The organism is Nocardia elegans NBRC 108235, from assembly GCF_001612845.1.
In the GTDB taxonomy this organism is placed as follows: Bacteria; Actinomycetota; Actinomycetes; order Mycobacteriales; family Mycobacteriaceae; genus Nocardia; species Nocardia nova.
In genome coordinates, this window is sequence record NZ_BDBF01000002.1 from 258,848 (window position 1) to 282,619 (window position 23,772).

Below are 23,772 nucleotides of genomic sequence, written 5' to 3' on the forward strand. Positions count from 1 at the left end.
TGCTCACCGTAGCGTCCGTGGGCGACAACCACTCCGGTCCCCCGGGCTCGTCGGCGTCGGGTGTCGGGAGCACTGTCAAAGGACGCGGTTCACGGATCATCGGCCACCCTCCGCCGGTGCGGCGCCGAGGGTCACCTCGACGGTTTTCGGATTCTGTCCCTGTGGATCGGTGTAGGTGACCTTCACCTTGTCACCTGGTTGGTGCGACCGCACGGCGGCGATCAGCGAATTGCCCGAGTCGATGACCTGATCATCGACGCGGGTGACGATCGCGCCCGACGGGATGCCCGCCTTGGCGGCCGGACCGTCGGGTGTCACGTCCAGAACCCGGGCGCCGTTGACGTCGTCCTGCGCGCGCACCGAGATCCCGATCTGAGCATAGGTGGCGTGACCGGACTTGGTCAGTTCGTCGGCCACGCGACGGGCCTGATCGACCGGAATCGCGAAGCCCAGACCGATCGATCCGCTCTGCGAACCGGGCATCTCGGAGGCCCCGAGTGTGGCGATCGCGGTGTTGATGCCGATCAGCTTGCCGTTCGTATCGACCAGCGCGCCACCGGAATTACCGGGGTTGATCGCGGCATCGGTCTGGATCGCGGAGATGACCGTGCCCTGTGAGCCGGCCTCACCACTGGTCGACACCGGGCGGCTGAGCGCCGACACGATACCGGTGGTGACGGTTCCGGCCAGGCCCAGCGGCGAGCCGACCGCCACCACGGGCTGGCCGACCATGAGGTTGCGCGAGGTGCCCAGTTCGATCGGCGTCAGGTTGGTCTTGCCGGCCGCCTTGATGACGGCCAGATCCGACACCGGGTCGACACCGACGACCGAGGCATTGGCGGTACTGCCGTCCTGGAAGGCGACCTCCATCTTCGCGTTGGGACCGGCACCGCTGGCGACATGGTTGTTGGTGAGGATCAGCCCGTCCGAGGACAGCACCACACCCGAGCCCTCGCCCTCCGCGCGGGCGCCCGCGACGCGGATCATCACCACGCTGGGGAGGACCTTCTGCGCGACCGCGGGGACGGATCCGGGCGGCGCGCTCGCCGAGGCCGGATCGACCGGAGCGGGCGCGTTCAGGGCATTGTTGACCGGCGCGTTGTTGTTGTCCGAGCGCGTGACGAGGGTGCCGACCGCACCGCCGATACCACCCGCGACGAGCGCCAGCACGACGGCGCCGGCGAGCAGCCCCGCCCGGCCGCGGCGGCGAGGTGTCCCGGCGTGGACACCGGTGGGATCGGCGCCGGGGGGATACGGTTCGCCCGCGCGATGTTCGCCGGTGGCGGCGTAGGGCGTACCGGAGGGGTACGAGCCGGGCTGCTGATAGCCCTGACCCGACGTGTGGCCCGTCGCGGCGTACGGGTTGTACGGCGGCATCGGCGCGGTGTGCGCGCCGGGCTGTTCCTGCGGTCCCCCACTCGGACCGGCCGGTCCCGGCGACTGCGCACCGGCTTCGGCACCTGCCTGCGACGACGGCCCTGCCCACTGCGACGGTTGCCCCCACCCGCGCGACGCGTTTCCGGCATCCCCCTCCGGCGAAGCGGGCTGAGCCCCACTCGACGGCGACGTCGGCTCGGGCCCTCCCGACTGGGGAGTCGAACCGGTCGGCTCGTCGCGCCTGTCCCTCGAATCCTCGGTCATATTTCTCGTTTCTCCTCGAGTCTGTCGCCCAGCCTGGTGACAGCGACTGAGAGCGGACTGAGACCGTGCTTTCAGTTCTCCGTGACTCCCTGCCGTATCCGGCCGCCGCAGCCGGGTTTCCGCGGGACGGTACGCATGCGTGCCAGTTTATGGGGCGGCCCCACGCGCGCCCATCGATTCCGGATCGCCGCTGATCACTCCCGGCGATCGGCGGCGGTCGGCGGTTCGCCGGGAAGGACGATCCGCACCAGCGTGCCACCGCGTTCGGAGGTGTCCACGGTGATCGTGCCGCCGTGCTTGGACACCACCTGCTTCACGATGGCCAGCCCCAGTCCGGATCCAGGCATCGATCGCGACGCCGTGGTGCGGTAGAAGCGTTCGAAGACCAGTTCCCGTTCCTCCGGCGGAATGCCCGGCCCGGCATCGTCGATCGCGATCTCCATGAGTCCCGGCCCGGTTTCGCGCATGGTCAGGACGACCTGCGCCTCCGGCGGACTCCACTTCGCCGCGTTGTCGAGCACGTTGAGGATGGCCCGCTCGAGTCCGGCGTCGTGGCCGTAGACGAACCACGGCCGCAGCTGCGCCGAGAATTCGACGTCCACGCGCCGCCGCCGCACCCGTTCCAGCGCGCGCTCGGCCACTTCACCGAGATCGACCCGCTCGTAGACGGTTTCGGGCGCGTCCTCGCGAGCCAGGTCCACCAGGTCACCGACCAGCGTGGACAACTCCTCGATCTGGGCGATCACATCCGCGCGCAGCCCGGCCATATCCTCCTCGGGAATCGGCGGTGCGTCCGGGCGTGAGGAGGCGATGAGCAGTTCCATATTGGTGCGCAGCGAGGTCAGCGGCGTGCGCAGTTCGTGTCCGGCGTCAGCGACCAGCCGCCGTTGCCGGTCGCGAGATTCGGCGAGCGCCCGCAACATCAGATTGAAACTCTCGGTGAGCCGCGCCAGTTCGTCGTCACCGGTGACCGGAATCGGCGCCAGATCGTCGGTGCGCGCGACGCGTTCGGTGGCCGCGGTCAATCGCGCGATGGGCCGCAGCCCGGTCCGCCCGACCGTCGCACCGGCGGCCCCGGCGACCAGCACGCCACAGCCGCCGATCGTGAACAGCAGCCACGCGAGCCGGTCGAGCACTTCACGGGTGGGTTCCAACGACCGTGAAATAACCAGTGTCGCACCGGATTTCGTGCGCCGGGCGAGTACGCGCTGATTGTTCGCGGTCCGGAGCGAGACGTCGGCCTTACCGTGCGCCACCGCCATCTCGGCCGGGCCGATCGGCGGATCCATCGGTTGCGGCGGGGCATAGGGCACATCGACGTCGGGATAGATCAGCGCGATGCCGATATCGTTGGAGTACAGGCTGCTGAACATGATGATCGCCTGGAAGCCCTGCAGGTCGATGTTGTTCTTGACCATCACCTCCGAGCGGCTGCGCAACTGACTGTCCACATCGGCGTACAGGGCGCGGGCGACCAGTGCGTAGGCGGCGATCGAGGTCACCGCGACGGCGATCGCCACCACCGAGGCGGCCAGCAGGGTCACCCGCCAGCGCAGCGACACCGAGCGGGTCAGCGGCATCGGCGGGCGCATCTCGTGCGGATCGGGGCGCGGCCCCAGCCGAGCCACACGATCGGGGCGGCCGCCGTGCCCAGGATGAGCTCTTGCCACGACGACCCGGCCTACGGAGGAGTCTCGCGCAGCACGTAACCCACCCCGCGCACGGTGTGGATCAATCGCGGCTCCCCCTCGGCCTCGGTTTTGCGGCGCAGATAGCCGATATAGACCTCGAGCGCATTACCGGAGGTCGGAAAGTCGTAGCCCCAGACCTCTTCCAGAATGCGGCTGCGCGTCAGCACCCGGCGCGGATTCGCCATCAGCATTTCCAGCAGCGAGAATTCGGTGCGGGTCAGGCTGATGGCACGCTCCCCGCGCGATACCTCGCGCGTCACCGGATCCAGGGACAGATCCGCGAAACGCATCGCCTCCGAGGAATCGGTGGCCGCGTCGGGGGCGGTGCGGCGCAACAGCGCGCGCAAACGCGCCAGCAATTCCTCGAGCGCGAACGGTTTGGGCAGATAGTCGTCGGCGCCGGCGTCGAGACCGGCCACTCGCTCCGATACCGAATCCCGGGCGGTGAGCACGAGAATCGGCAGATCGTCACCGGTGCTGCGCAGGCGGCGGCATACCTCCAGGCCGTCCAGCCGCGGCATCATCACATCGAGCACCAATGCGTCGGGCCGGGACGCGCTGACCTTCTCCAAGGCGTCGACGCCGTCGACCGCCAGCTCGACGGAATATCCATTGAAGGTGAGCGACCGGCGCAGCGACTCGCGCACCGCGCGATCATCGTCGACTACCAGAATGCGCATGGCCTCCAGTTTGACCGGATCGACTGAGAGCCGACTGAGAACCGACCATTCGACACGCCGCGCATCCACAACAGGTGACCTGCGGAATCATCGAAAATAGTTCCGAGAAGTATCTGTTGCACACGAAAGTTGTTGCGCCGAGCCGTTTTAGACCGTTGTCGCCGGACCCCTCCAAATTGCCGCGAACGTGTTCTCGCGGTATGTTGCCTGCGGTAAAAGTAAACCTCTAGTTGGTTCTCAACCCGTTGGACCCGAACGGCCAGACGCGGGCGGCGGCCGGAACCCGGGGCACGTGCGCGAGCGGAGGCGACGGAAGCGGGATGGGCACTGCACCGCGGCCATGGCAGAGGAGTCTGTCCAATCTGTCCGTGACTAGCAAGGTCGGCATCGTGCTACTGCTGCCGGTCGTGCTGGCATCGGCATTCGCCGTTCTTCGAATCAAGGACGAACTCGGCACCATCTCACAGCTGAACACGGCCAGTGAGCAGGCGCGGATCATTCGGCCGACCCTCGACTTCGGTTCGGCGGCCAACAATCTCGCCGTGACCCTCGGCAACGGCGAACACGTTCCGCAGTCGGCGCTGGACCAGGCCGCGGCCCGGTTCGACCAGGCCGCGGCGGATCTGCAGACAGCGCTGCAGAATTCGGCGACCGACAAGCGGGTCGCCACCGAACTCACCGAGGCGCTGGCGGCCGGGCGCACGTTGCGCAACAGCCTGCACGGCGGCGCGCCGCAGGAGGTCGTCAAACAGGCGAGCGAGGTGAACGGCCACGTCAGCAACGCCGTCTCGTCCCTGGCGACGCCGAAGGAGACGACCCTCGAGCGCTATTACGTGCAGATGGGTGTCATCGCCATCGCCCGCCAGATGTTCACGCAGCAGCAGCTGGCCCTCGAGAGCGGTGAGATCGGCAACAACCCGGCCGTGCTGGCCCAGGTCCTGACCGCCACCGGCGCCGAACTCACCATGATCAACCAGTACGCGGTCGTGCAGCCGGAATCGGCGCTGAAGCCGGATGTGCTGCTGGGCGCGCTGCAGACGCGTATCGCGGCGATGAGTCAGAACGCGGTCGAGCCGATCAACGTGCCCGGTGTCGTGCAGTCGATGCAGACCAGTACCGACACCTACAACGAGGCCACCAACCATCTGGTCGACCTGATCGACTCCGGACTGTCGGACCGCTCGGTCGACGCGCGCGGCACGGTCCTGCGCGATGTGGCGCTGGTGGTCGTGACCCTGCTGGCCGGTCTGGCCCTGGCGCTGGCGGTCGCCCGCTCGCTGGTCGTCCCGATTCGCCGCCTGCGCCGCGACTCGCTGCAGGTCGCGCACACCGACCTGCCCGCCGAGCTCGCGGTCGTGCGCGGTGGCGGCGCGACTCCGGAGATCGTCCCGGTCGACGTGCAGACCACCGAGGAAATCGGTCAGCTGGCCCGAGCGGTCGACGACATGCACCGCCAGGCGCTGTTCCTAGCCGCCGAACAGGCCCGCCTGCGCCTGCAGATCAGCAATATGTTCGAAACACTCTCGCGGCGTAGCCAATCGCTGGTCGAACAGCAGCTGTCGCTGATCGAGGATCTGGAACGCGACGAGGACGACTCCGATCGGCTGCAGAGCCTGTTCCGCCTCGACCACCTCGCCACCCGCATGCGCCGAAACGGCGACAACCTGCTGGTGCTCGCCGGTACCGCGTTGCGCCGCGGCCATCTGCCGCCGGTACCGCTGTCGGACATGCTGTGGAGTGCGGTCTCCCAGGTCGAGGACTATCAGCGCGTCGAAATCGGTTCGGTGCCCGACGGTATCGTCGCCGGTGAGCCCGCCGTCGACATCGAACATCTGCTGGCCGAGCTGATCGACAACTCGCTGCGCTACTCGCCGCCGAACACGCCGGTGGCGGTCTCGGTGTCGCGCGCGGTGGACGGCGGATATCTGATCGAGATCACCGACCGCGGCCTCGGCATGTCCGCCGAGGATATGCGCGCGATCAACGAACGCCTGGCCTCCGGTGGTGAGGTCACCATCGAAACCGCGCGCCGCATGGGTCTTTTCGTGGTCGGCCGGCTGGCGGCACGGCACACCATCACGGTCAGCCTGCGCCGCACCTCCACGATGGCGCAGCAGCCGGGCATCACGGCCAGCGTGCATCTACCGGGTGCGCTGGTCTCGCCCGCGGAGGCCGTGGTCCCGCCGGCCATCTCGACCTTCACCACGCCGATCGCGGACTTCCCCTCCCCGGTCACCGAGTTCCCCGCTCCGGGCCGCACTCTCACCGCGGTGCCGAATCCGCCGGAGCGGTTCGGGGACAGCTCGGAGCCGGCCCGATTCACCAGCGCCGGACTGCCGCAGCGACGCCCGGCCGGCCAGTCGGACTCCGAACCCGCGGCCCCGGTCACCCGGCTCACCCCGCTGCCCGACGTCGCGGAGACCGACAACCGGGCGGCGGAACCCGTGGACGACGGCGTACTGCGCGGTGCCGAGACCGGACGTGAGGACGTTTTCCACGACGACCACGCCGAGGAGACTCCGCGCGACGAGCGCGCCGAGGCCGAGGAGCCCGAAACCGCGGGCCGCGGCGAAAGTTTCGCGCCGGTCTCCGATCCGTGGAACCCGGTGACCGACCGCGACCTGGAACAGATCGCGCCGCCCCGGCGTCCCGCCCCGGCCGATCCGCGGCCGCAACCCCAGCCGCAGCCCATCGATATCTGGGCCGAAACGGCGATCATGGCCCCGGCGCAGCGCGCTCCGGACCGCGAACCGGCGCCGCTGTCCCGCCACGGCGCGACCCTCGCGCCACCCCGGCCCGACGCCTACCAGCACGATGCCCACCAGCAGGATGCTCAGGCGCCGGCCAAACCGGAATCCCCCACGCCGATCTATCAGCGCATGGTGTCGGAATGGCTGGTCGAACCGTCCTCGAACGCGCCGACCGGCGCCTGGTCGTCTCCCGCCGACGAGGGCTGGGCGGCGGCAGCGGACGCCAGCAGCCCGACCGCGACCACCCGTACCTCGGGTGGCCTGCCCATCCGCCGTCCCGGTGCGCAGCTGGTGCCCGGCGGACTGACGCAGGAGGATGTCGTCGAGGCTCGGGATCCGGAGGAAATCCGCAACAACTTGTCCAGGCATCTGAGCGGCGTCCGCAGCGGCCGCGTCAGCGTCCGAGACAACACGGCCCAGTACGACCCGGCCGATACGGCCGGCTACGACCCGGCCGGGCGGAACAACGCTCAGCAGAACGACGGAGGCTTTGCATGACCGACACTGCGCAGAACACCACAGACGAGAATTTGAACTGGCTCGTCACCCGCTTCACCAGAGAAGTGCCTGGAGTCTCGCACGCGGTGCTCGTGTCGGCCGACGGCCTGCTCCAGGCGACCAGCCCGCATCTCCCGTCCGATCGCGCCGAACAGCTCTCCGCGGTGACCGCCGGTCTGGCGAGTCTGTCGGCGGGGGCGGCGCAATTGTTCAACGGCGGCAAGGTGATGCAGTCGATCGTCGACATGCAGCGCGGCTACCTGCTGGTGATGAGCGTCGGCAACGGCTCGCACCTGGCGGTACTGGCCAACAAGCAGCACGACATCGGCCGCATCGGTTACGAGATGGCCTTGCTCGTCGATCGAGTCGGATCGGTCGTGCAAGCCACGGCCCGTTCGGCGGTCTGACGATTGCGATGTCCAGCTCGTTCGGAGCCGGGTCCGGCCGGCCAACCACACGCGTCCGTCCTTATGCGCTGACCGCTGGGCGCACCGAGCCCGCGGTCGAACTGCCCCTCGAGGCGGTCGTGGAAACACTGCCCTACGCCAATCAATTCGATTGGCCCGCAGGCGATATTCGAACAGATATTCTGCGTCTGGGCGCGGGTCGGCTCTCGGTCGCCGAAATCGCCGCCCATCTACAACGTCCCCTGGGCATGATCCGGGTGGTGATCGGCGACCTCGTGGTGGCCGGAACCCTCCGGGTGCACACCACGCTCAGCGAGGACGCCAGTTTCGACGAGCGGCGATCCCTGATGGAGAGGACCCTGCGTGGACTCCGTGCCCTTTGACACCGCGGCACCGCCCCAGAATGCCGCGGCGCCCTCGACTGCCGAGCGTTATCCGCCGCTACCGCAGACGAATTCTTCGCAGATCGCTCAGCCCGGAGCCAATTCCCCCGGCTCACACCCACAACCGCCGCTTCCATACCAGAATCCCCCCATGCACTTTCAGAACTCGACGGCTCCGACGCCGCCCCACCCGGAGCTCGACAGCCGCACCGCCTCGACCAAGATCGTGGTCGCGGGCGGGTTCGGCGCCGGGAAGACCACCTTCGTCGGTGCGGTCTCGGAGATCGTGCCGCTGCGCACCGAGGCCATGGTGACCGGCGTATCCGACGGTATCGACGACCTGTCCGCCACCCCGGGCAAGGAAACCACCACGGTGGCCATGGATTTCGGCCGCATCATCCTGCCCGGCAATCTGACGCTGTATCTGTTCGGCACGCCCGGACAGCGCCGATTCTGGTTCATGTGGGACGACCTGATCCGCGGTGCGATCGGCGCCGTCGTGCTGGTCGACACGCGCCGGATCGAGGACAGCTTCGCCGCGGTCGACTTCTTCGAGGCGCGCGGGCTCCCGTTCCTGGTGGCCGTCAACAGGTTTCCGAGCGCGCCGCGTTTCCCGGTCGCCGAACTGCGGGAGGCGCTGTCGATCCGCGAGGGTGTGCCGGTGGTCGACATCGACGCCCGGGACGCCGGGGAGGTGCGGCGGGCGCTCGCCGCGGTCACCGAATACGCGATTCAGCGATTGACCGCCACCCACGCGACGGTGGGACAGAGCTGAGCGGTGCGAGCGGAGGGGAAGCGATGAACTACTTCACCATGGGGTACTGGGTGCTGGGCCTGGCACTCGGGGTTTCCGCGGCCGGCGCGGTCGTAGGACTGGCGTGTGTTCGCCAGTCGACGCTCTCGGTCACCGCGCGGTTCCGGATGGTGTGGCTCACCGCGGCGGCAGTATCCATCGGCGGCGTCGGCACCTGGCTGGCGGTCTACGTCACCATGCTCGGCATCGGGGTGTCGACCGGTGAGATCCGTTACGACATCGCCCGGATGGTCGTCGCGACGGTCGTCGCGGTGGCGGGGGTCCTGGCGGGACTGGTGATCACGGGCAAGGTGAGCACGATCGTGCGAGTGGTCACCGGCGGCGTGGTGATGGGCCTCGGCATCGGGATCATGCATCTGCTCGCCATGGGCGCGATCCGAGTGCAGGGATCGGTCGATGTGAACATCTGGATGTCGCTGGCGGCGGGAGCGCTGGGCATCGCGGCCTCGATCGGTTTGCTCTGGGCCACCACGCGTTTCGGCACGATGCTGCCCCTGGCCGGTGCGGCCGTGCTGTACGCGGTGGCGGTCACCGCTGTGCACTACCTCGGTCAGGCCGGGGTGCACGTCCATCTCGACAACGCGGTCGGCCAGCCCGACGGCGACGATCTGTTCACCCTCTTCGTCCCGGTCTTCGTGGTGGGCACGCTGTCGCTCGCGGTACCGATCACCGCGGTCCTGGTCGCACCCGACCGCACCGGCACCACCCGCTCGCGGCAGCTGGCTCAGGCGGCGAATTCCACTGCCGGGCAGACCGCGTCGCCGGCCGCCAAGGCGCGGCCCGCGGGACGGGCGCCGCAACCGGTGGGCTGAACCCCTTGGCGCCGGCCGGACGGGGCCGAGCCGCACACAGACGAGAATCGGGGCGGGCCGTACGGCCCGCCCCGATTGCGTTGCGCTGTGGCGAGATTACGATTCGGCGGGCGCGTTGATCCGGTTGAAGTACTCGATCGCGACCAGCACGCCGGAGATACCGCCGACGCCGACCAGACCGGCCGCGGCACCCAGCGGGGCGCCCAGGGCGGCACCGGTCAGGCAGCCGCCGATCCAGCCCGGAACGACCAGGAACGGGGTGCCGAGGGCAGCGCCGAGCACGCAGCCGCCGGCCAGGCCGATCGCGGTGCCGACGAGGGTGCCGATGCTGGTGGCGATACCGAGCTCGTTGATCGCGCTCTGGTTGGCCGCATCGAGATCCGAACGGCTGGCCACGTCGTGCAGCATCTGCGCCGGGTGGGCGGCAGCGCGGTCGGTGCTCGGGACCAGCGTGGCCTGATTGCCGTCGATCTGCGCGGCGATCGGGTACTCCAGACCGTCGTGCTGATAGCTCAGCGGAAATCCGGCTACTACCTTGCCCTGGTTGTCGCGAACCTGGAACTCGTTGCCTTCGGTCGTCAGCGATCCGGCGTCGGTCTTCACCACGACGGATTTGTCGACAACGTTTGCCGTGTAATGAATATCGGGGTTGGCGGCCGGAGCGGGAGCTGCGAATGCGGTGCCTGTGGAGATCCCAAGAGCAGCGATGACCAGAGCCGATGTTGCGGCGAACTTCCTGAGCTTCATTCCCTCATACACTTTCTTCAGCAGTTTGCGGCGCCGATACCCCGGCGCCTGAGCTCGAAATCGAAACCCTTAGACAGGCTGTCTTGACCCCATTACGAACACGTAACAAAGGCCGTTAATAAGGCGCCAAGAAGATGCCAGGAATGTTAAGAAGCTGAAAATTCGGACATTTTCGGGCCGGTGAGCACGACTCGGCAAATGTGCAGCCGACCGCGAACCGGCCTCTTCCACTCCCGCATCGCGGCGGCGTCCGCACCCCTCACGGCCACGCCGGAACCCGTCGCCCCACGGTATGGGCGCCCCGGTCTCGATGCACGGGAGGGGCTCCGCGAATTACAGTGTGGAGCAGGCATTTCGGCCCGCCGCGGGAGCGATGAGAGAGGTACCGGATGTGACTCCGGAGCAGGAAGCGATGTTGCGCGATGTACAGGTTCAGCTGCGTGGCCCCGGTTTGGCGGGCTGGCCCCAGCTGGGCGACGACGATGGCACGGACGGCAGCGCCATTTCGGAGCGGACGGTCGTCGAGGCGCTGGGAGCCGCGCTGCGGCAAATCGGCGAGCTGCGCACCGAGATCGCCGACCTGGAGACGACGGTGCTGGAACTGACCGGACAGACACCGCCGCCGGCCGAATTGCCGTGGCCGCTGTCGCTGGTGGCCGCCCTGCTGGAGAATCCGGCGGCGGTGATCGGCGAGCAGATCGCACGCTGGGAGTCACTGCTCGACGCGCTGCGACCGAAGCCGGACGAGGCGCCGCAGCCGGGGCAACGAGCCCTGGAAGCGCCGCCCTCTTCCGAACGACAGGGGTGAAAGGCCCCGAAAGTGGCGATGAGCGGGTTCTCCTGTCACCAGGAGAACCCGCCCTCAGCGACGAGGGTACCGGCATCGGCCTCGGAAAGCAGCGTTTCCACCGGACTTTTTCCGTGCCAAAAACCAACCAGCAGTTGCCGATTCACGTTCCAGCTACCACATCGCAAGCACAGTGGCGGCGATATCCCAGCTGACTCCGGTTTGTTCGATAACCAAATGATCGCTCGATTCAGGCAAACGACACAAACCATCGACTGATCGGAACGTGTGTCCTACAGCCGGTTCGGGTCGACCAGCCCACGCCGGACAGCGGCGACCAATCGGCGCGGAACCTTGTGGACGACGCCCCCGACACTCACCGGCACCAGGTCGGGAGGAGTCGCCTTCCAGTTCGAACGCCGGCTGTGGGTATTGGCGCGCGACAGGCGTCGCTTCGGGACCGCCATATCAGTTCTCCCCGCGCACCGAGCCGGGACGCGGTGTACGCCTGCCGTATTTGCGTTCGAATTTCTCCACCCGGCCCTGGGTGTCGAGGACGCGGTGCGCGCCGGTCCAGAACGGGTGGGAATCCGCGGTGACATCGACGGTGATCAGCGGATAGCTGTTGCCGTCGGACCATTCGACGGTGCGGATGCTCGTCGCCGTCGAACGAGTGAGGAAGCGTGTGCCGGTGCTCACATCCTCGAAGACCACCGGGTGGTACTCCGGGTGAATCCCTGATTTCATCGTCCTACCTTTCATTCGGTCGGGAATCGACACCGCGGCCGCCCGAGTTGTCGGATTGTGTTGTCTCGCAAGGGTCCTCGTGGAATTCGCCGAACGGATCGGCCCAGTGCGCGACCAGATCCGGCGCATTGCGCAGCAGGATCATCTCGGCCTCGTCGAGCAGCGCCCAGTGCAGCGCGGTACGGATCTCGTCCGCATCGGCGCCGCAGGTGAGGATCACCAGCGAGATGTCGCGGTCCCCGAAATCCTCGTCCCAGCGCAGTGCCGCCAGCGCGCGCCGATCAGGGTCGGCGCACGCCAGTTCCGCGGGACTCATCGCCGCGAGCCACCGTCCCGCGTCGCCGACTCGCAATCCGCCACCGGCGGATTCCAGCCACACCACACGCTCGGGCTGAGTCGCCAGCCATATCCGCCCGCGCGCGGTGATCACACCCTCGAAGAGCACATCCAGCGCTTCGTGCAGGCGGGTCGGATGAAATGGGCGAGCGGCGGCGAATTCGATCAGCGCCACACCGTGTTCCGCCACCAGCGGCGGCCGGCCACGCAACAGCGGCGCGTGCGCGTCGAAGACGCGGCCGCGCCGGGAATCGGCGGGAATGCGGTCGAGCAGCATCTCGATGCGCGCCGCGGCGATGTCGCGCCCGTCACCGGCCCAGATCGACGGAGCCCGGGGCACCAGCCGATCCACGACCGCCCGCACCACGTCTCGCTCCGCGTCGCTCACCTGATCGGCCGCGAAAACCACCAGCGCATCGGCGAATTCGACCTGTCCGACGGCGAGCTGCGCCACGGTCCGATCGTCGTCACCAGGCCCTCCCGCCCGTTCGTCGACGGTCTCGTCACTCAGCGCGTCCGCCGGCCAGCTGCGCGCATCGAGGCCCGTGACCACCGCCTCGATCCGCACATCGCGACCGGCAGGACCGTCCACGCGGCCCACCAGGTCGACCACGGGCACGGAATCGATCGCGTGACACACGGCTTCCGCCTCGAAGGCCGGGTCGAGCGCGATCACGATGCGGCGCACCGAATCCCGGGCCGCCAACCGGCACAGCAGCGGCAGCAGATCGGCGCGCAGGGTGCAGGAGACGCAGCCGTGCGCGAGTTCGTGCACGCTCGCGGTCTCCCGGCCGTCGAGGCGCACCCGGCGACGCACCACACCTTCCCGCAGCGAACTCAGATCGTGTCGCACGACGACCGTGCCGGGCGCCGCGCCCAGCAGTCGCGCGATGTGGTCCATGCCGTCCGCGACCGGCCCCTGAAAGCCCGCCAGCAGCACGACGGGCGTGCGGCGGTCGGGATGTGACAGCACCGGAACCCCTTTCGATAACGATTTTCATTTGCTACAGCCTCACGGTACAGTCTGCGGCGACCGTTGTCGAAAATCATTTTCAGAAAGGAGCCCCATGTCGGCCCACTGCCAGGTCACCGGCCGCAAGCCGGGCTTCGGTAAGTCCGTTTCGCACTCCCACGTTCGGACCAACCGGCGCTGGGATCCGAACATCCAGCGCAAGACCTACTTCCTGCCCAGCGAGGGCCGCCGCATCACGTTGCGGGTCTCGGCCAAGGGCATCAAGACCATCGACCGCGACGGGATCGAAGCGGTCGTGGCCCGGATCCGGGGTCACGGCGGGAGCGACGGGACCGGTGGCGGCAGCCCGCGTAACCACGGAGGGACCCGCGGACGCCGACGCAAGCACAGCGAGAAGGTCTGATGGCGCGCAGCAACGAGATCCGTCCCCTCGTGAAACTGCGGTCGACGGCCGGTACCGGCTACACCTACGTCACCCGCAAGAACCGCCGCAACGACCCCGACCGTATGGTGCTGCGCAAATACGATCCGCTGCTGCGCCGGCACGTCGAATTCCGCGAGGAGCGGTGATGGCGAAGAAATCCAAGATCGCGCGCAACGAGCAACGCCGCGACATCGTGGCCCGCTACGCCGAACGCCGCGCCGAGCTCAAGGAGCTGATCCGCGATCCGGCCACCGACGACGATCGCCGGGCCGCAGCGCAGCTCGCGCTGCAGCGGCTGCCGCGCGACGCCAGTCCGGTACGATTGCGCAATCGGGACGCCACCGATGGCCGCCCCCGCGGTCATCTCCGCAAGTTCGGACTATCCCGGGTACGTGTGCGCGAGCTGGCCCACCGGGGGGAGCTGCCCGGTGTACACAAATCGAGTTGGTAGACCATCGCAGATCTCGTCGGATGGAACCGGCAGGAGCGGTCGGGGCGCCCGCGCGACAGCGTAGGACCAGAGCTCACGCCGAGAAAGGATGGCCCACATGGCAGTCAAGCGAGCACCGTCGAAGCGGATCCGCGCCGAACAGGCCCGGCGGCCCAAGAAGAACCCGCTGATCGCGGCCGGCGTCGAAACCGTCGACTACAAGGATGTGAACCTGCTGCGCACATTCATCTCCGACCGCGGCAAGATCCGCAGCCGCCGCGTCACCGGCCTCACCCCGCAGCAGCAGCGGCAGGTGGCGGTCGCGGTGAAGAACGCGCGCGAGATGGCACTGCTGCCGTTCACCAGCAGGTAGCGAACGGACAAACGAGCGCCCCCGATGCCGCGGCATCGGGGGCGCTCGGCAGTTTCCCGGTCAGGGAATGGTCAGCAGCTGACCCTCGTTGATGACATCCGGATTCTCGATGCCGCTCGCCCCGGCGATCTCCAGGTAGCGGTTGCCGTCGCCGTAGAACCGTTCCGCGATGGCCCACAGCGTGTCACCGGACTCCACGGTGTAGGTGCGGGGTTCCGGCGCCGCCGGCGGCGGAGGCACCTGCTCGGCAGCGGGAGCGGCGACCGGCTCCTCGACCACGATCGGGCTGTCGGTGTTGGTGCCCGACGCCCACAGCGAGGCGCCGTCCCGGCCGTACAGGACGAGGTTGCGGTCCGATTGCAGGACCAGGTGATCGGCGGCCTGCCCGTTGGTGTCGGTGGCCCAGACGGGCCCGCTGCCGGAGTACAGCACGAAGTTGCCGTCCTCCTGCAGGACGGCGCGCTCGACGCCCCGCTCATGGGTCATGGTCGCCCACACCACGGTGCCGTCGGGCTCGGAAAGCACCAAGTTGCCGTCATTTTGGAGAGTCAGCGTGTACGCGCCACCCTGAATGGCCTGACCCAGGCCGAGTTCCTCGCCTACCTGCAACGTGTCGCCCACGCGGTGGATCCTTTCGAGAAGAGGTCGTGTCGATCGGTGATTCGATGGCGCAGAACCGCATTCGCTCATCGTTTGCGAACACTACTTGGCACGCCCCGGATTTCGCAGCAGTTACGCGCCGACGTTCGCAGAATGTTCACTGGGACGTGGCTCACAGCCACCTCGCGCCCGCCGATAGGGTGACTCCATGGACTCCATCCCCGGACGACGCCGCATCGCAGCGGCGGCATTCGCGCTCCTCGCACTACCGGCCCTCCTGGTCACCGCCTGCGGGAACTCCGACAACGGTGGGGCACAAGCGAATACGACGACAGCCGCGGTGAGCACCCCCACCGAGCAGAATCCGCCGCAACCCGGCCGGATGTTCACCGCCAACTCCACGATCACCAATCCGCACCCGCTGCCGTTCGACAGTTGGAGCCGCGTGGCACCGGACCGGATCGCGGTGAATTTCCAGATCGGCTCACCGGAGTGTTACGGCGTGGACGCGACCACCACCGAAACCGACAGCACCGTCACCGTCGCCCTGAAGGCCGGCACGCTGCCCGAGGCGGCCGGGCGCATGTGCACGATGATCGCCGTCTTCGGCACCCTGGAGATTCCGCTGAAGAAGCCGCTGGGCGACCGGAAAGTGTTGAGCGCGAACTGATTCGCCCGGATCAGCGAACGGCCCCGTCGAACGACGTCGCCGCCCGCCGGAGACTCCGGCGGGCGGCGACGTTCGTGTTCACCGATCAGTGCGCGAAGTGGCGCGCCCCGGTGAGGTACATCGTGACTCCGGCCTCCCGGCAGGCATCGATGGTCAGCTGATCGCGCACCGAACCACCCGGCTGCACAATGGCTTTCACGCCCGCGGCGATCAGCTGCTGCGGACCGTCGGGGAACGGGAAGTAGGCGTCGGAGGCCGCCACCGACCCCTTGGCGCGGTCACCGGCGCGCAGCACCGCCAGATGGACGGCGTCGACCCGGTTGACCTGCCCCATGCCGACCCCGACCGAGGCGCCGTCGTGGGCCAGCAGAATCGCATTCGATTTCACGGCCCGGCATGCGCGCCAGGCGAATTCGAGGTCGGCGAGAGTTTCGGCATCGGCCGCTTCGCCGGTGGCGAGCGTCCAGTTGGCGGGGTCGTCACCGTCCGCGTCGACGATATCGGTCTGCTGCAGCAGCGCGCCGCCGCTGATCGGCCGCAGTTCGACGCCACCGCGCCGGGGTTCGTCGGCGATCAGGATGCGCACGTTCTTCTTGCGCTGCAGCACCTCCACCGCGCCGTCGGCGTAGCCCGGAGCCACGATGACCTCGGTGAAGATCTCGGCCACCTGTTCGGCCATCTCGACGGTGACCTGGCGGTTGGCCGCGATCACGCCGCCGAACGCACTCACCGGATCGCAGGCGTGCGCCTTGCGGTGCGCCTCGGCGATATCGGCACCGACCGCGATGCCGCACGGATTGGCGTGCTTCACGATGGCCACCGCGGGTTCGGCGTGGTCCCAGGCGGCCCGCCAGGCGGCATCGGCATCGGTGTAGTTGTTGTACGACATCTCCTTGCCGTGCACCTGCTTCGCCTGCGCCAGCCCGGCCGGGCCGGAGTCGTTGCGATACAGCGCCGCCGCCTGATGCGGATTCTCGCCGTAGCGCAGCACCGCGTCGCGGGTCCACACACCACCCATCCAGGACGGGAACCGGCTGTCCGCGTCGGAGTCCGCGGAATCGCCGGCGGTCAGCACGTTGGTCATCCAGCTCGCGACCGCGACGTCGTAACTCGCGGTGTGCTGGAAAGCCTTGGCCGCCAGCGTGGTTCGCTCGGCAAGGGTGAAGCCGCCACCGCGCACCGCCGTCAGCACGTCGTCGTAGTCACCGGTGTCGACCACGACCGCGACCGAGGGGTGGTTCTTCGCGGCCGCGCGCACCATCGACGGGCCGCCGATATCGATCTGCTCGACGCATTCGTCGGGTGTGGCGCCACTGGCGACGGTCCGGGTGAACGGATACAGGTTCACCACCACCAGCTGGAATGCCTCGACGTCCAGCTCCACCAGCTGATCGAGGTGTTCCTGCTTGCGGGTGTCGGCGAGGATGCCGGCGTGCACGCGGGGATGCAGCGTCTTCACCCGGCCGTCGAGGGTTTCGGGGAAACCGGTGAGGTCTTCGACCTTGGTCACCGGAATTCCGGCGTCGGCGATGCGGGCGGCGGTCGAACCGGTCGACACCAGCTCGACACCGGCCTCGTTCAGTCCGGTGGCCAGCTCGATGAGCCCGGTTTTGTCATAGACGCTCACCAACGCCCTGCGGATCGCCCTGCGTGCACTAACCGGGGCCTCACTCATCTGGAATTACTGCCTTTCGTCCGTCGCAGACAATGCCTCGCGTGGCGACGGCGGCGACGGTCTCCGCCAGCAGCCGACGCTCCACAACTTTGATGCGCTCGTGCAGACTCGCCTCGTCGTCGCCGGGCAGCACCGCGACCGGCTCCTGAGCGAGGATCGGTCCGGTGTCGACGCCCGCGTCGACCAGATGCACGGTCGAACCCGTCACCCGCACTCCGTATGCCAACGCGTCGCGCACCCCGTGCGCGCCCGGGAAGGCCGGCAGCAGCGCGGGATGGGTGTTGATGATCCGGCCCTCGAATCGCTCGAGGAATTTCGGACCGAACAGGCGCATGAATCCCGCCGACACCACCAGGTCGGGGGCGTAGGCGGCGACCGCGTCGGTGAGCGCGATATCCCAGGCGGACCGATCGGGATGGTCGGCGGGGGCGACGCGGAAATCCGGGATGCCGGCCCGCACCGCATGGTCGGTCGCCGCGCAGATCCGGTCCACGCCCACGGCGGCGATGCGCGCCGGATAGTCCGGGCGCTCGGTGGCCGCGATCAGCGATTGCAGCAGCGATCCCGTGCCCGAGGCGAGTACGACGAGGGTCGCAGGCGCGGTCGGAGGGACCAGCTGGGCGGGCGGGGTGGTCAGCGCTCTACTCCCTGTGCGTCGGGGCTGCCGGAGGGCGGCGAACCCGAGGTCCGCCGGGTTAGAGCCTAACGACCGCCCCTGCCGGGACTCTCCGGCAGGTCACCCTCTACCACTTCGGCGTCGACGATGTCGGAGTTTCCGGCGTCGAATTCGTCGTCCGGATCGGCGTGCGCGGGCGCGAGGTCGTCGTCGAGCAGTTCGCCGTCGACCTCCACCACCTCGACAGAGCCGGTGCGGCGGTAAGCCGGTCGTGGATAGTCGTCCTCGACGGCGGCATTGTCGACATCGTCCTCGAATTCGTATTCGACATAGCGCGGGTCGTCGTACAGCTGGTCGATGTAGCCCGGTTCGGCGCGGTCGTCGTAGTCGTCGTCGCGGTCGAAATCCGGGTCGTAGCCGTGATCCCGGTGCTCGTGGTCGTACCCGTCCCTGTCGTACCCATCCCTGTCGTACTCGTCCCGGTCGTTCTCGTCACTGTCGTACTCGTCGCGCGAGTAGTCGGTGGGCAGGTACCGGCCGCGGTGGCCGGAACGCCCGCCGAACCCCGGCTCGACCACCGCGGGCGGAATTCCGAGAAACCTTCTCCCACACAGCAATCCGAGATATCCGGCCACGGTCAGCCAGGCGAAGGTCAATCCCGCGGTGACCAGCACGCCGGGGCCGATCTCCCCGAACGACCCGACCGCGCCGCCCGCCGGCAGTCCCAGCAGCACCATGGCGAGCGCCGCGAGCGCCGCCGAGAACACCGTCGCCCACGGACTGCGCATCTCGTCGGCGGAGTCGCGCGCGCAGTCCAGCCCGCCACGCACCCCGACCGCCGCCGGAACCAGCAGCAACACCGGCCACCAGCCGGCCGCGGGCCCGCTCGGCACCGCCGCGAGTACCGGCAGCGCGGGCACCGGCGCCCCGGCGACCGAGAAGACGCTCAGCGCCCCGGCGCCGATGTGCACGTCCGCACCGATCAGCACGCTGGTCGCCGCGATCACGACGTTCGGCAGATAGGCCAGCGACAGCACGGTCAAACCGACGACACCCGCGAAATTCCCTGCGGCCGCATAGGTATCACCGATCACCGACCAGTGCAGCACGAACGACACCAGCGTGAGGATCGCCCCGCCGAGCAGCAGCCGCCACAGCGCCCGCGCCGCCGCCCGCGCCCCGGCGAAAACCCAGTCCGGCAGATAAGAGGCGATCCGGTCGCGCAGCGCGTTGGGCCGGGTCGCGATCCCGGTGGCCGCCGCGAGCAGATGTAAACCCCCCACACAGCAGAAGGCGGTGAGCGTATCGGGCGACTGCAGGGGCACGGCCGTGGCGGCGTCCTCGGCCACGGCCAGGCAGACGGCGGTGACCAGCAGCGGGCCCGCGAGCGCGGCGCCGACGATCCAGCCCAGATCGGCCCGCGAGGAGCGCGGCGAGACGGCATGCGCGCAGTCGCGCATGGTCAGCCACAACACCACCGCGGTCGGCAGCAGCGGCAGCAGGCCGAGCGAGGTCTTGCCGACCACGACCGGCACCTGGTGCACGGCCAGCCATCCGGCCGCGATCGCGCCGGACGCGCCGGTCATACCGCTGCCCGCAGCCATCAGCGTGACCAGCACGATCGCCACGATGGCGACCACGGTGAAACTCGACGCGCGAGCCGCGATGATGAGCAGCACCTTGGCCCGCTCGGGACTCAGTGAGAGGAATACCGGATCCTCGGGTCCGTCCGCGCCCGGGCCGCGACCGCTCCGCTGCTGCGGCGCAACGCCATGCGAGTGAGCCTGCGCCGGTCTCGCGCCGGCCCGCTGTTCGCGAAGGTCGGCCCATCGGACCAGTGCGGACTTCATAGAACTACCTCGCGGGATCCTGGTTGACTCGTCCGGTTGACTCGCCGAAGCACGACACGACCACCGACATGTCAGGGTGTCAGCTGGAAACGGATCGGCGAGTCAGGCGCGCCGTGAAGAGCGCCTGACTCGCCGATCGTCGCGTCGGAGCGGATCTACTTCTGGTCGTCCTCGGGACGGAAGGCCTTGGTGGCGTCGGCGGCCGGGTTGCCGGTCTGCTCGCCACCGAACGGCTGGGCGCCGGGCTGACCGGTCTGCCCCGCCTGGCCCTGCTGGCCCTGCTGACCGAAGTTCAGCGAACCGTACTGCTGGCCGGGCTGGCCGGGCTGCTGGCCCGCGGCGCCGAAGTGCTGGGTCGCGGCCTCGTCACCACCGGTCTGCGGGCGCTGACCGTAGGGCGACTGGGCACCCTGCTGGCCGTAACCCTGCTGCCCCGGCTGACCGTAGGGCTGCTGGCCGGGCTGGCCGTACGGCGAGGGCTGCTGGCCGTACTGCCCCTGGGCGTACTGCTGGCCGTACTGCCCGTAGCCGGCCTGCTGCTGACCTGCCTGCTGCTGGGCCTGACTCTGCGCCTGGCCGTACTGCTGGCCGTACTGGCCGTAAGCGGCCTGCTGGCCGGCCTGGGCCTGACCGTAGGACTGCTGCTGGGCCGGCTGGCTCTGGCCGTAGGAGGACTGCTGGCCGTAGGCACTCGATCCGCCGGCGCCGGGAGCGGCGGTCGCGGGCTTGGCCTCGGGCGCGGAGAGGATTCCGGTCTCGAACAGCAGCGCGACCACGGCGGCGGCGAGCTGCACGAGCGCCAGAAAGACCAGGACCCATGCGGTGCCCGCGGTCTTGTACAGCGTCGGCGTCACGAACGCCTGGAACAGGACGCCGAGGAAGCCGGCCGCCGAAGCCGCCGCGACCACCCCGTTCTTGGCTTCCTGCTTGGGCAGCAGGGCGATACCGGCCACGAGACCCGCGAACAGCAGCAACAACAGCGGGGCCGTGCCGCCCTCCTGGAACAGGCTCATGCCCTTGTCGGGCTCCTTGGAGCTGTTCATCGCGCCCTCGTCGAAGGTCGAGAAATCGAGGAAGCCCAGGAAGAAGTTGATTACGCCCAGCGCGGCGATTCCGACGGTCAGGTAGAACGTCAGACCCTTGCCGCTCAACGCCGAAAGCCCCGAGCCGCCGCCGGTACTACCTGTCGGCTGCTGGCCGAAGCTCGGGGCGGACGAGGGTGTGGGCCCGGGCGTCTGATTGGGCGCGTTGTACCCGGATCCCCCGGTCGGGTAGGACATGTGGTCGTCTCCTATCGAGTCCTTCATCGGCTTTCAGGCTGAATGCCCTTGACGCTACTGCACTCGAGCGCGCCGGTCACGGCCACGACGCCACTGGCGGCAAGCTCGGGAATTCACTATGAACCGCATACCCGTCTCGATCGTGTTGTCACCGAAGACGATCGGAGGTATCGGATGGACGTTTCGGAAATGTTCTGCACGGTGGTGCGGACGCTGGGCCTGTGCCACCTGCTCCCGGCACCCTGAACGACGGTTGTTCCCTGCCCACGACAACCGCTGCCACCTGCCCGGCAGCACGTCGTTCACCTGCCGAGATGAAAGAAGGCCGCCTTGTCGCAACAAGGCGGCCTTCGCAGTACCTGCGATCAAGCGGTGATCGAGGCCTTCTCCAGGATCTCGCGCGCCAGGGCGGCGGTCTCGGACGGGGTCTTGCCGACCTTCACGCCCGCGGCCTCGAGGGCCTCCTTCTTCGCGGCCGCGGTACCCGAGGAACCGGACACGATGGCGCCGGCGTGGCCCATGGTCTTGCCCTCCGGCGCGGTGAAGCCCGCGACGTAGCCGACGACCGGCTTGGTCACGTTCTCCTTGATGTAGGCCGCGGCCCGCTCCTCCGCGTCGCCGCCGATCTCGCCGATCATGACGATGAGCTTGGTCTCCGGGTCCTTCTCGAACGCCTCGATGGCGTCGATGTGGGTGGTGCCGATGACCGGGTCGCCGCCGATGCCGATGGAGGTCGAGAAGCCGAAGTCACGCAGCTCGTACATCATCTGGTAGGTCAGGGTGCCCGACTTCGACACCAGGCCGATCGGACCCTTGCCGGTGATGTTGGCCGGGGTGATGCCCACCAGCGACTCGCCCGGGGTGATGATGCCGGGGCAGTTGGGGCCGATGATCCGGGTCTTGTTGCCCTTCTCCCCGTTGTAGGCCCACGCGTAGGCGGTGTCCTGCACCGGGATGCCCTCGGTGATGACCACGAGCAGCGGGATCTCCGCGTCGATGGCCTCGATGATGGCGTCCTTGGCGAACTTCGGCGGCACGAAGGCGATCGACACGTCGGCGCCGGTCTCCTTGATGGCCTCGGCGACGGTGCCGAACACCGGCAGCTCGACGGCCGAGCCGTCCTTGGCGGTGTGCGACACGGTGGTGCCGGCCTTGCGGGCGTTGACGCCGCCGACGACCTGGGTGCCCGCCTTCAGCATCAGGGCGGTGTGCTTGGTGCCCTCACCGCCGGTGATGCCCTGGACGATGACCTTGGAGTCCTTGTTCAGGAAGATAGACATGTTCTCTTGTCCTTACTTGGCCGCAGCCAGTTCGGCGGCCTTGTCGGCGCCTTCGTCCATGGTCTGGGCGAGGGTGACCAGCGGGTGGTTGGCATCGACGAGGATCTTGCGACCCTCCTCGACCTTGTTGCCGTCGAGGCGGACGACCAGCGGCTTGTTCGCCTCCGACCCCAGGATCTCCAGGGCCTTGACGATGCCGTTGGCCACCGCGTCACACGCGGTGATGCCGCCGAACACGTTCACGAACACGCTCTTGACCTGCGCGTCGTTGAGGATCACGTCGAGACCGTTGGCCATCACCTCGGCCGAGGCGCCACCACCGATGTCGAGGAAGTTGGCCGGCTTCACGCCGTTGTGCTTCTCACCGGCGTAGGCGACGACGTCCAGGGTCGACATGACCAGGCCGGCGCCGTTGCCGATGATGCCGACCTCACCGTCGAGCTTGACGTAGTTGAGGTCGTTCTCCTTGGCCTTGAGCTCCAGCGGATCGGTGGCGTCACGATCGGCGAACTCGGCGTGGTCGGGGTGGCGGAAGTCGGCGTTCTCGTCCAGGGTGACCTTGCCGTCCAGCGCCAGGATCTCGTTCTCCGGCGTGCGGACCAGCGGGTTCACCTCGACCAGGGTCGCGTCTTCGGCGACGAAGACCTCCCACAGCTTTTGAATGGTCACCGCAGCGGCGTCCAGCACGTCGGCGGGCAGGTGGCCCTGCTCGGCGATGGAGCGCGCGAAGGCCAGGTCCACACCCTTGACGGCGTCGACCGGCACCTTGGCCAGGCGGTCGGGCTTGGTGGCGGCGACCTCTTCGATCTCCATACCGCCCTCGACCGAGCACATGGCCAGGTAGGTGCGGTTGGCGCGATCGAGCAGGAAGGAGATGTAGTACTCCTCCGCGATGTCCTTGGCCTCGGCGACCAGGATCTTCTTGGTGACGTGGCCCTTGATGTCCAGGCCCAGGATGTTGGAGGCGTGGGTGAAGGCGTCGTCCGGGGTGGCGGCGTACTTCACACCACCGGCCTTACCGCGGCCACCGACCTTGACCTGCGACTTGATCATCACAGGCTTGCCGATTTCGGTCGCGATGGCACGGGCGTCCTCGGCCGAGTCCGTGACGCGGCCCTCCGACGAAGGCACTCCGTGCTTCACGAAGAGTTCCTTCGCCTGATATTCGAAGAGATCCATGTACTCACCGTCTCGTCTGCGTTGTTGTGACAACGACTTTGTTGGCGGCCCGTCGTCGGAAGCGGGTCGAGTCGGACTCTAATCAGTTCGATGTCGCCGAAATCAGCCGCATACAGCCTAAGTGGCGCA

The 23,772-nt window shown here is 68.3% G+C and carries 24 protein-coding genes and 1 pseudogene; 11 read left to right on the plus strand and 14 right to left on the minus strand.

All coding sequences use genetic code 11. The features are described 5' to 3' along the window. Window positions 1–96: 96 nt before the first annotated feature. The 3 genes from NE2_RS03255 to NE2_RS03265 all read right to left on the minus strand — a co-directional run bounded on the left by NE2_RS03255 (window position 97) and on the right by NE2_RS03265 (window position 4,012). A complete protein-coding gene (locus NE2_RS03255) occupies window positions 97–1,641 on the minus strand; it encodes a trypsin-like peptidase domain-containing protein (RefSeq protein ID WP_084493730.1) in 1,545 nt (514 codons plus the stop codon). Between the two features lie 194 nt (window positions 1,642–1,835). After that, complete coding sequence (locus tag NE2_RS03260) at window positions 1,836–3,233, minus strand: sensor histidine kinase (RefSeq protein WP_082857009.1); 1,398 nt, start codon at window positions 3,231–3,233, stop codon at window positions 1,836–1,838. A gap of 89 nt (window positions 3,234–3,322) precedes the next feature. Then, the gene (locus tag NE2_RS03265; RefSeq protein WP_063023837.1) at window positions 3,323–4,012 is read right to left on the minus strand and encodes a response regulator transcription factor; all 690 of its coding nucleotides are present in this window, start codon (window positions 4,010–4,012) and stop codon (window positions 3,323–3,325) included. Window positions 4,013–4,380: 368 nt separating this feature from the next. On the opposite strand from NE2_RS03265, the gene NE2_RS03270 reads away from it, so the two are divergent. From NE2_RS03270 to NE2_RS03290, 5 genes are all read left to right on the plus strand, one after another. Further along, a complete protein-coding gene (locus NE2_RS03270) occupies window positions 4,381–7,260 on the plus strand; it encodes an ATP-binding protein (RefSeq protein WP_233429635.1) in 2,880 nt (959 codons plus the stop codon). After that, window positions 7,257–7,667: a roadblock/LC7 domain-containing protein gene (locus tag NE2_RS03275; protein ID WP_062964841.1), complete on the plus strand. Its 411-nt coding sequence runs from the start codon at window positions 7,257–7,259 to the stop codon at window positions 7,665–7,667. The genes NE2_RS03270 and NE2_RS03275 overlap by 4 nt, the downstream gene beginning before the upstream one ends. Before the next feature lie 8 nt (window positions 7,668–7,675). Further along, window positions 7,676–8,050, plus strand: a complete 375-nt coding sequence (locus tag NE2_RS03280) for a DUF742 domain-containing protein (protein WP_030515096.1) — start codon at window positions 7,676–7,678, stop codon at window positions 8,048–8,050. Between the two features lie 151 nt (window positions 8,051–8,201). Next, a complete protein-coding gene (locus NE2_RS03285) occupies window positions 8,202–8,825 on the plus strand; it encodes a GTP-binding protein (protein ID WP_051755848.1) in 624 nt (207 codons plus the stop codon). Between the two features lie 23 nt (window positions 8,826–8,848). Next, window positions 8,849–9,676 carry an MHYT domain-containing protein gene (locus NE2_RS03290; RefSeq protein WP_063023716.1) on the plus strand — a complete coding sequence of 276 codons (828 nt, stop codon included), beginning with the start codon at window positions 8,849–8,851 and terminating at the stop codon, window positions 9,674–9,676. Window positions 9,677–9,772: 96 nt separating this feature from the next. Here NE2_RS03290 and NE2_RS03295 read toward each other — a convergent pair whose 3' ends face one another. Then, window positions 9,773–10,423 (minus strand): DUF8020 domain-containing protein, encoded by a 651-nt coding sequence (locus tag NE2_RS03295; RefSeq protein WP_062964843.1) that lies wholly within the window; start codon window positions 10,421–10,423, stop codon window positions 9,773–9,775. Between the two features lie 373 nt (window positions 10,424–10,796). On the opposite strand from NE2_RS03295, the gene NE2_RS03300 reads away from it, so the two are divergent. Further along, complete coding sequence (locus tag NE2_RS03300; protein ID WP_146165269.1) at window positions 10,797–11,231, plus strand: hypothetical protein; 435 nt, start codon at window positions 10,797–10,799, stop codon at window positions 11,229–11,231. Window positions 11,232–11,503: 272 nt separating this feature from the next. On the opposite strand, the gene rpmF is transcribed toward NE2_RS03300, so the two are convergent. The 3 genes from rpmF to mrf are packed head-to-tail and all read right to left on the minus strand — an operon-like array spanning window position 11,504 to window position 13,266. Next, window positions 11,504–11,677, minus strand: a complete 174-nt coding sequence (gene rpmF, locus NE2_RS03305) for a 50S ribosomal protein L32 (protein ID WP_063023720.1) — start codon at window positions 11,675–11,677, stop codon at window positions 11,504–11,506. Between the two features lies 1 nt (window position 11,678). Then, window positions 11,679–11,957 (minus strand): type B 50S ribosomal protein L31, encoded by a 279-nt coding sequence (locus NE2_RS03310; RefSeq protein ID WP_063023722.1) that lies wholly within the window; start codon window positions 11,955–11,957, stop codon window positions 11,679–11,681. A 4-nt stretch (window positions 11,958–11,961) separates the two neighbouring features. Continuing rightward, a complete protein-coding gene (gene mrf / locus NE2_RS03315; protein ID WP_233429636.1) occupies window positions 11,962–13,266 on the minus strand; it encodes a ribosome hibernation factor-recruiting GTPase MRF in 1,305 nt (434 codons plus the stop codon). A 94-nt stretch (window positions 13,267–13,360) separates the two neighbouring features. On the opposite strand from mrf, the pseudogene rpmB reads away from it, so the two are divergent. The 4 genes and pseudogenes from rpmB to rpsR form a co-directional block, all read left to right on the plus strand. Further along, window positions 13,361–13,585: pseudogene (gene rpmB / locus NE2_RS03320) on the plus strand (50S ribosomal protein L28); the annotation flags it as partial. 83 nt (window positions 13,586–13,668) lie between these two features. After that, window positions 13,669–13,836: a 50S ribosomal protein L33 gene (rpmG, locus tag NE2_RS03325; protein WP_063023724.1), complete on the plus strand. Its 168-nt coding sequence runs from the start codon at window positions 13,669–13,671 to the stop codon at window positions 13,834–13,836. Further along, the gene (gene rpsN, locus NE2_RS03330) at window positions 13,836–14,141 is read left to right on the plus strand and encodes a 30S ribosomal protein S14 (RefSeq protein ID WP_030515086.1); all 306 of its coding nucleotides are present in this window, start codon (window positions 13,836–13,838) and stop codon (window positions 14,139–14,141) included. The genes rpmG and rpsN overlap by 1 nt, the downstream gene beginning before the upstream one ends. A 97-nt stretch (window positions 14,142–14,238) precedes the next feature. Then, the gene (gene rpsR / locus NE2_RS03335) at window positions 14,239–14,493 is read left to right on the plus strand and encodes a 30S ribosomal protein S18 (RefSeq protein ID WP_040722001.1); all 255 of its coding nucleotides are present in this window, start codon (window positions 14,239–14,241) and stop codon (window positions 14,491–14,493) included. Window positions 14,494–14,553: 60 nt separating this feature from the next. On the opposite strand, the gene NE2_RS03340 is transcribed toward rpsR, so the two are convergent. Beyond that, window positions 14,554–15,114 carry a LysM peptidoglycan-binding domain-containing protein gene (locus NE2_RS03340; RefSeq protein ID WP_063023726.1) on the minus strand — a complete coding sequence of 187 codons (561 nt, stop codon included), beginning with the start codon at window positions 15,112–15,114 and terminating at the stop codon, window positions 14,554–14,556. A 187-nt stretch (window positions 15,115–15,301) separates the two neighbouring features. Here NE2_RS03340 and NE2_RS03345 point away from each other — a divergent pair, with 187 nt between their 5' ends. Next, on the plus strand, window positions 15,302–15,763 hold the full coding sequence (locus NE2_RS03345; RefSeq protein WP_063023728.1) for a hypothetical protein: 462 nt from the start codon (window positions 15,302–15,304) through the stop codon (window positions 15,761–15,763). An 85-nt stretch (window positions 15,764–15,848) separates the two neighbouring features. On the opposite strand, the gene purH is transcribed toward NE2_RS03345, so the two are convergent. The 6 genes from purH to sucC all read right to left on the minus strand — a co-directional run bounded on the left by purH (window position 15,849) and on the right by sucC (window position 23,643). Then, window positions 15,849–17,438 (minus strand): bifunctional phosphoribosylaminoimidazolecarboxamide formyltransferase/IMP cyclohydrolase, encoded by a 1,590-nt coding sequence (gene purH / locus NE2_RS03350; RefSeq protein WP_063023730.1) that lies wholly within the window; start codon window positions 17,436–17,438, stop codon window positions 15,849–15,851. Further along, entirely contained in the window at window positions 17,431–18,075 is a 645-nt protein-coding gene (gene purN / locus NE2_RS03355) for a phosphoribosylglycinamide formyltransferase (RefSeq protein WP_174553906.1), read from the minus strand. The genes purH and purN overlap by 8 nt, the downstream gene beginning before the upstream one ends. A gap of 65 nt (window positions 18,076–18,140) precedes the next feature. Next, complete coding sequence (locus NE2_RS03360) at window positions 18,141–19,904, minus strand: cell division protein PerM (RefSeq protein WP_063023734.1); 1,764 nt, start codon at window positions 19,902–19,904, stop codon at window positions 18,141–18,143. A 155-nt stretch (window positions 19,905–20,059) separates the two neighbouring features. Further along, complete coding sequence (locus NE2_RS37410) at window positions 20,060–21,184, minus strand: DUF5336 domain-containing protein (protein ID WP_063023736.1); 1,125 nt, start codon at window positions 21,182–21,184, stop codon at window positions 20,060–20,062. Between the two features lie 365 nt (window positions 21,185–21,549). Next, entirely contained in the window at window positions 21,550–22,464 is a 915-nt protein-coding gene (gene sucD / locus NE2_RS03370; protein WP_063023738.1) for a succinate--CoA ligase subunit alpha, read from the minus strand. Between the two features lie 12 nt (window positions 22,465–22,476). Continuing rightward, window positions 22,477–23,643 carry an ADP-forming succinate--CoA ligase subunit beta gene (gene sucC / locus NE2_RS03375; protein ID WP_030515077.1) on the minus strand — a complete coding sequence of 389 codons (1,167 nt, stop codon included), beginning with the start codon at window positions 23,641–23,643 and terminating at the stop codon, window positions 22,477–22,479. Between the last annotated feature and the right edge of the window lie 129 nt (window positions 23,644–23,772).

What these genes read in the sequence shown, in the direction of transcription:
- NE2_RS03255 (WP_084493730.1), bottom strand. Translation starts at nt 1,641, where the DNA reads ATGACCGAGGATTCGAGGGACAGGCGCGACGAGCCGACCGGTTCGACT.
- NE2_RS03260 (WP_082857009.1), bottom strand. Translation starts at nt 3,233, where the DNA reads ATGCGCCCGCCGATGCCGCTGACCCGCTCGGTGTCGCTGCGCTGGCGG.
- NE2_RS03265 (WP_063023837.1), bottom strand. Translation starts at nt 4,012, where the DNA reads ATGCGCATTCTGGTAGTCGACGATGATCGCGCGGTGCGCGAGTCGCTG.
- NE2_RS03275 (WP_062964841.1), top strand. Translation starts at nt 7,257, where the DNA reads ATGACCGACACTGCGCAGAACACCACAGACGAGAATTTGAACTGGCTC.
- NE2_RS03280 (WP_030515096.1), top strand. Translation starts at nt 7,676, where the DNA reads ATGTCCAGCTCGTTCGGAGCCGGGTCCGGCCGGCCAACCACACGCGTC.
- NE2_RS03285 (WP_051755848.1), top strand. Translation starts at nt 8,202, where the DNA reads ATGCACTTTCAGAACTCGACGGCTCCGACGCCGCCCCACCCGGAGCTC.
- NE2_RS03290 (WP_063023716.1), top strand. Translation starts at nt 8,849, where the DNA reads ATGAACTACTTCACCATGGGGTACTGGGTGCTGGGCCTGGCACTCGGG.
- NE2_RS03295 (WP_062964843.1), bottom strand. Translation starts at nt 10,423, where the DNA reads ATGAAGCTCAGGAAGTTCGCCGCAACATCGGCTCTGGTCATCGCTGCT.
- NE2_RS03300 (WP_146165269.1), top strand. Translation starts at nt 10,797, where the DNA reads ATGAGAGAGGTACCGGATGTGACTCCGGAGCAGGAAGCGATGTTGCGC.
- rpmF (WP_063023720.1), bottom strand. Translation starts at nt 11,677, where the DNA reads ATGGCGGTCCCGAAGCGACGCCTGTCGCGCGCCAATACCCACAGCCGG.
- NE2_RS03310 (WP_063023722.1), bottom strand. Translation starts at nt 11,957, where the DNA reads ATGAAATCAGGGATTCACCCGGAGTACCACCCGGTGGTCTTCGAGGAT.
- rpmG (WP_063023724.1), top strand. Translation starts at nt 13,669, where the DNA reads ATGGCGCGCAGCAACGAGATCCGTCCCCTCGTGAAACTGCGGTCGACG.
- rpsN (WP_030515086.1), top strand. Translation starts at nt 13,836, where the DNA reads ATGGCGAAGAAATCCAAGATCGCGCGCAACGAGCAACGCCGCGACATC.
- rpsR (WP_040722001.1), top strand. Translation starts at nt 14,239, where the DNA reads ATGGCAGTCAAGCGAGCACCGTCGAAGCGGATCCGCGCCGAACAGGCC.
- NE2_RS03345 (WP_063023728.1), top strand. Translation starts at nt 15,302, where the DNA reads ATGGACTCCATCCCCGGACGACGCCGCATCGCAGCGGCGGCATTCGCG.
- purH (WP_063023730.1), bottom strand. Translation starts at nt 17,438, where the DNA reads ATGAGTGAGGCCCCGGTTAGTGCACGCAGGGCGATCCGCAGGGCGTTG.
- NE2_RS03360 (WP_063023734.1), bottom strand. Translation starts at nt 19,904, where the DNA reads ATGAAGTCCGCACTGGTCCGATGGGCCGACCTTCGCGAACAGCGGGCC.
- NE2_RS37410 (WP_063023736.1), bottom strand. Translation starts at nt 21,184, where the DNA reads ATGTCCTACCCGACCGGGGGATCCGGGTACAACGCGCCCAATCAGACG.
- sucD (WP_063023738.1), bottom strand. Translation starts at nt 22,464, where the DNA reads ATGTCTATCTTCCTGAACAAGGACTCCAAGGTCATCGTCCAGGGCATC.
- sucC (WP_030515077.1), bottom strand. Translation starts at nt 23,643, where the DNA reads ATGGATCTCTTCGAATATCAGGCGAAGGAACTCTTCGTGAAGCACGGA.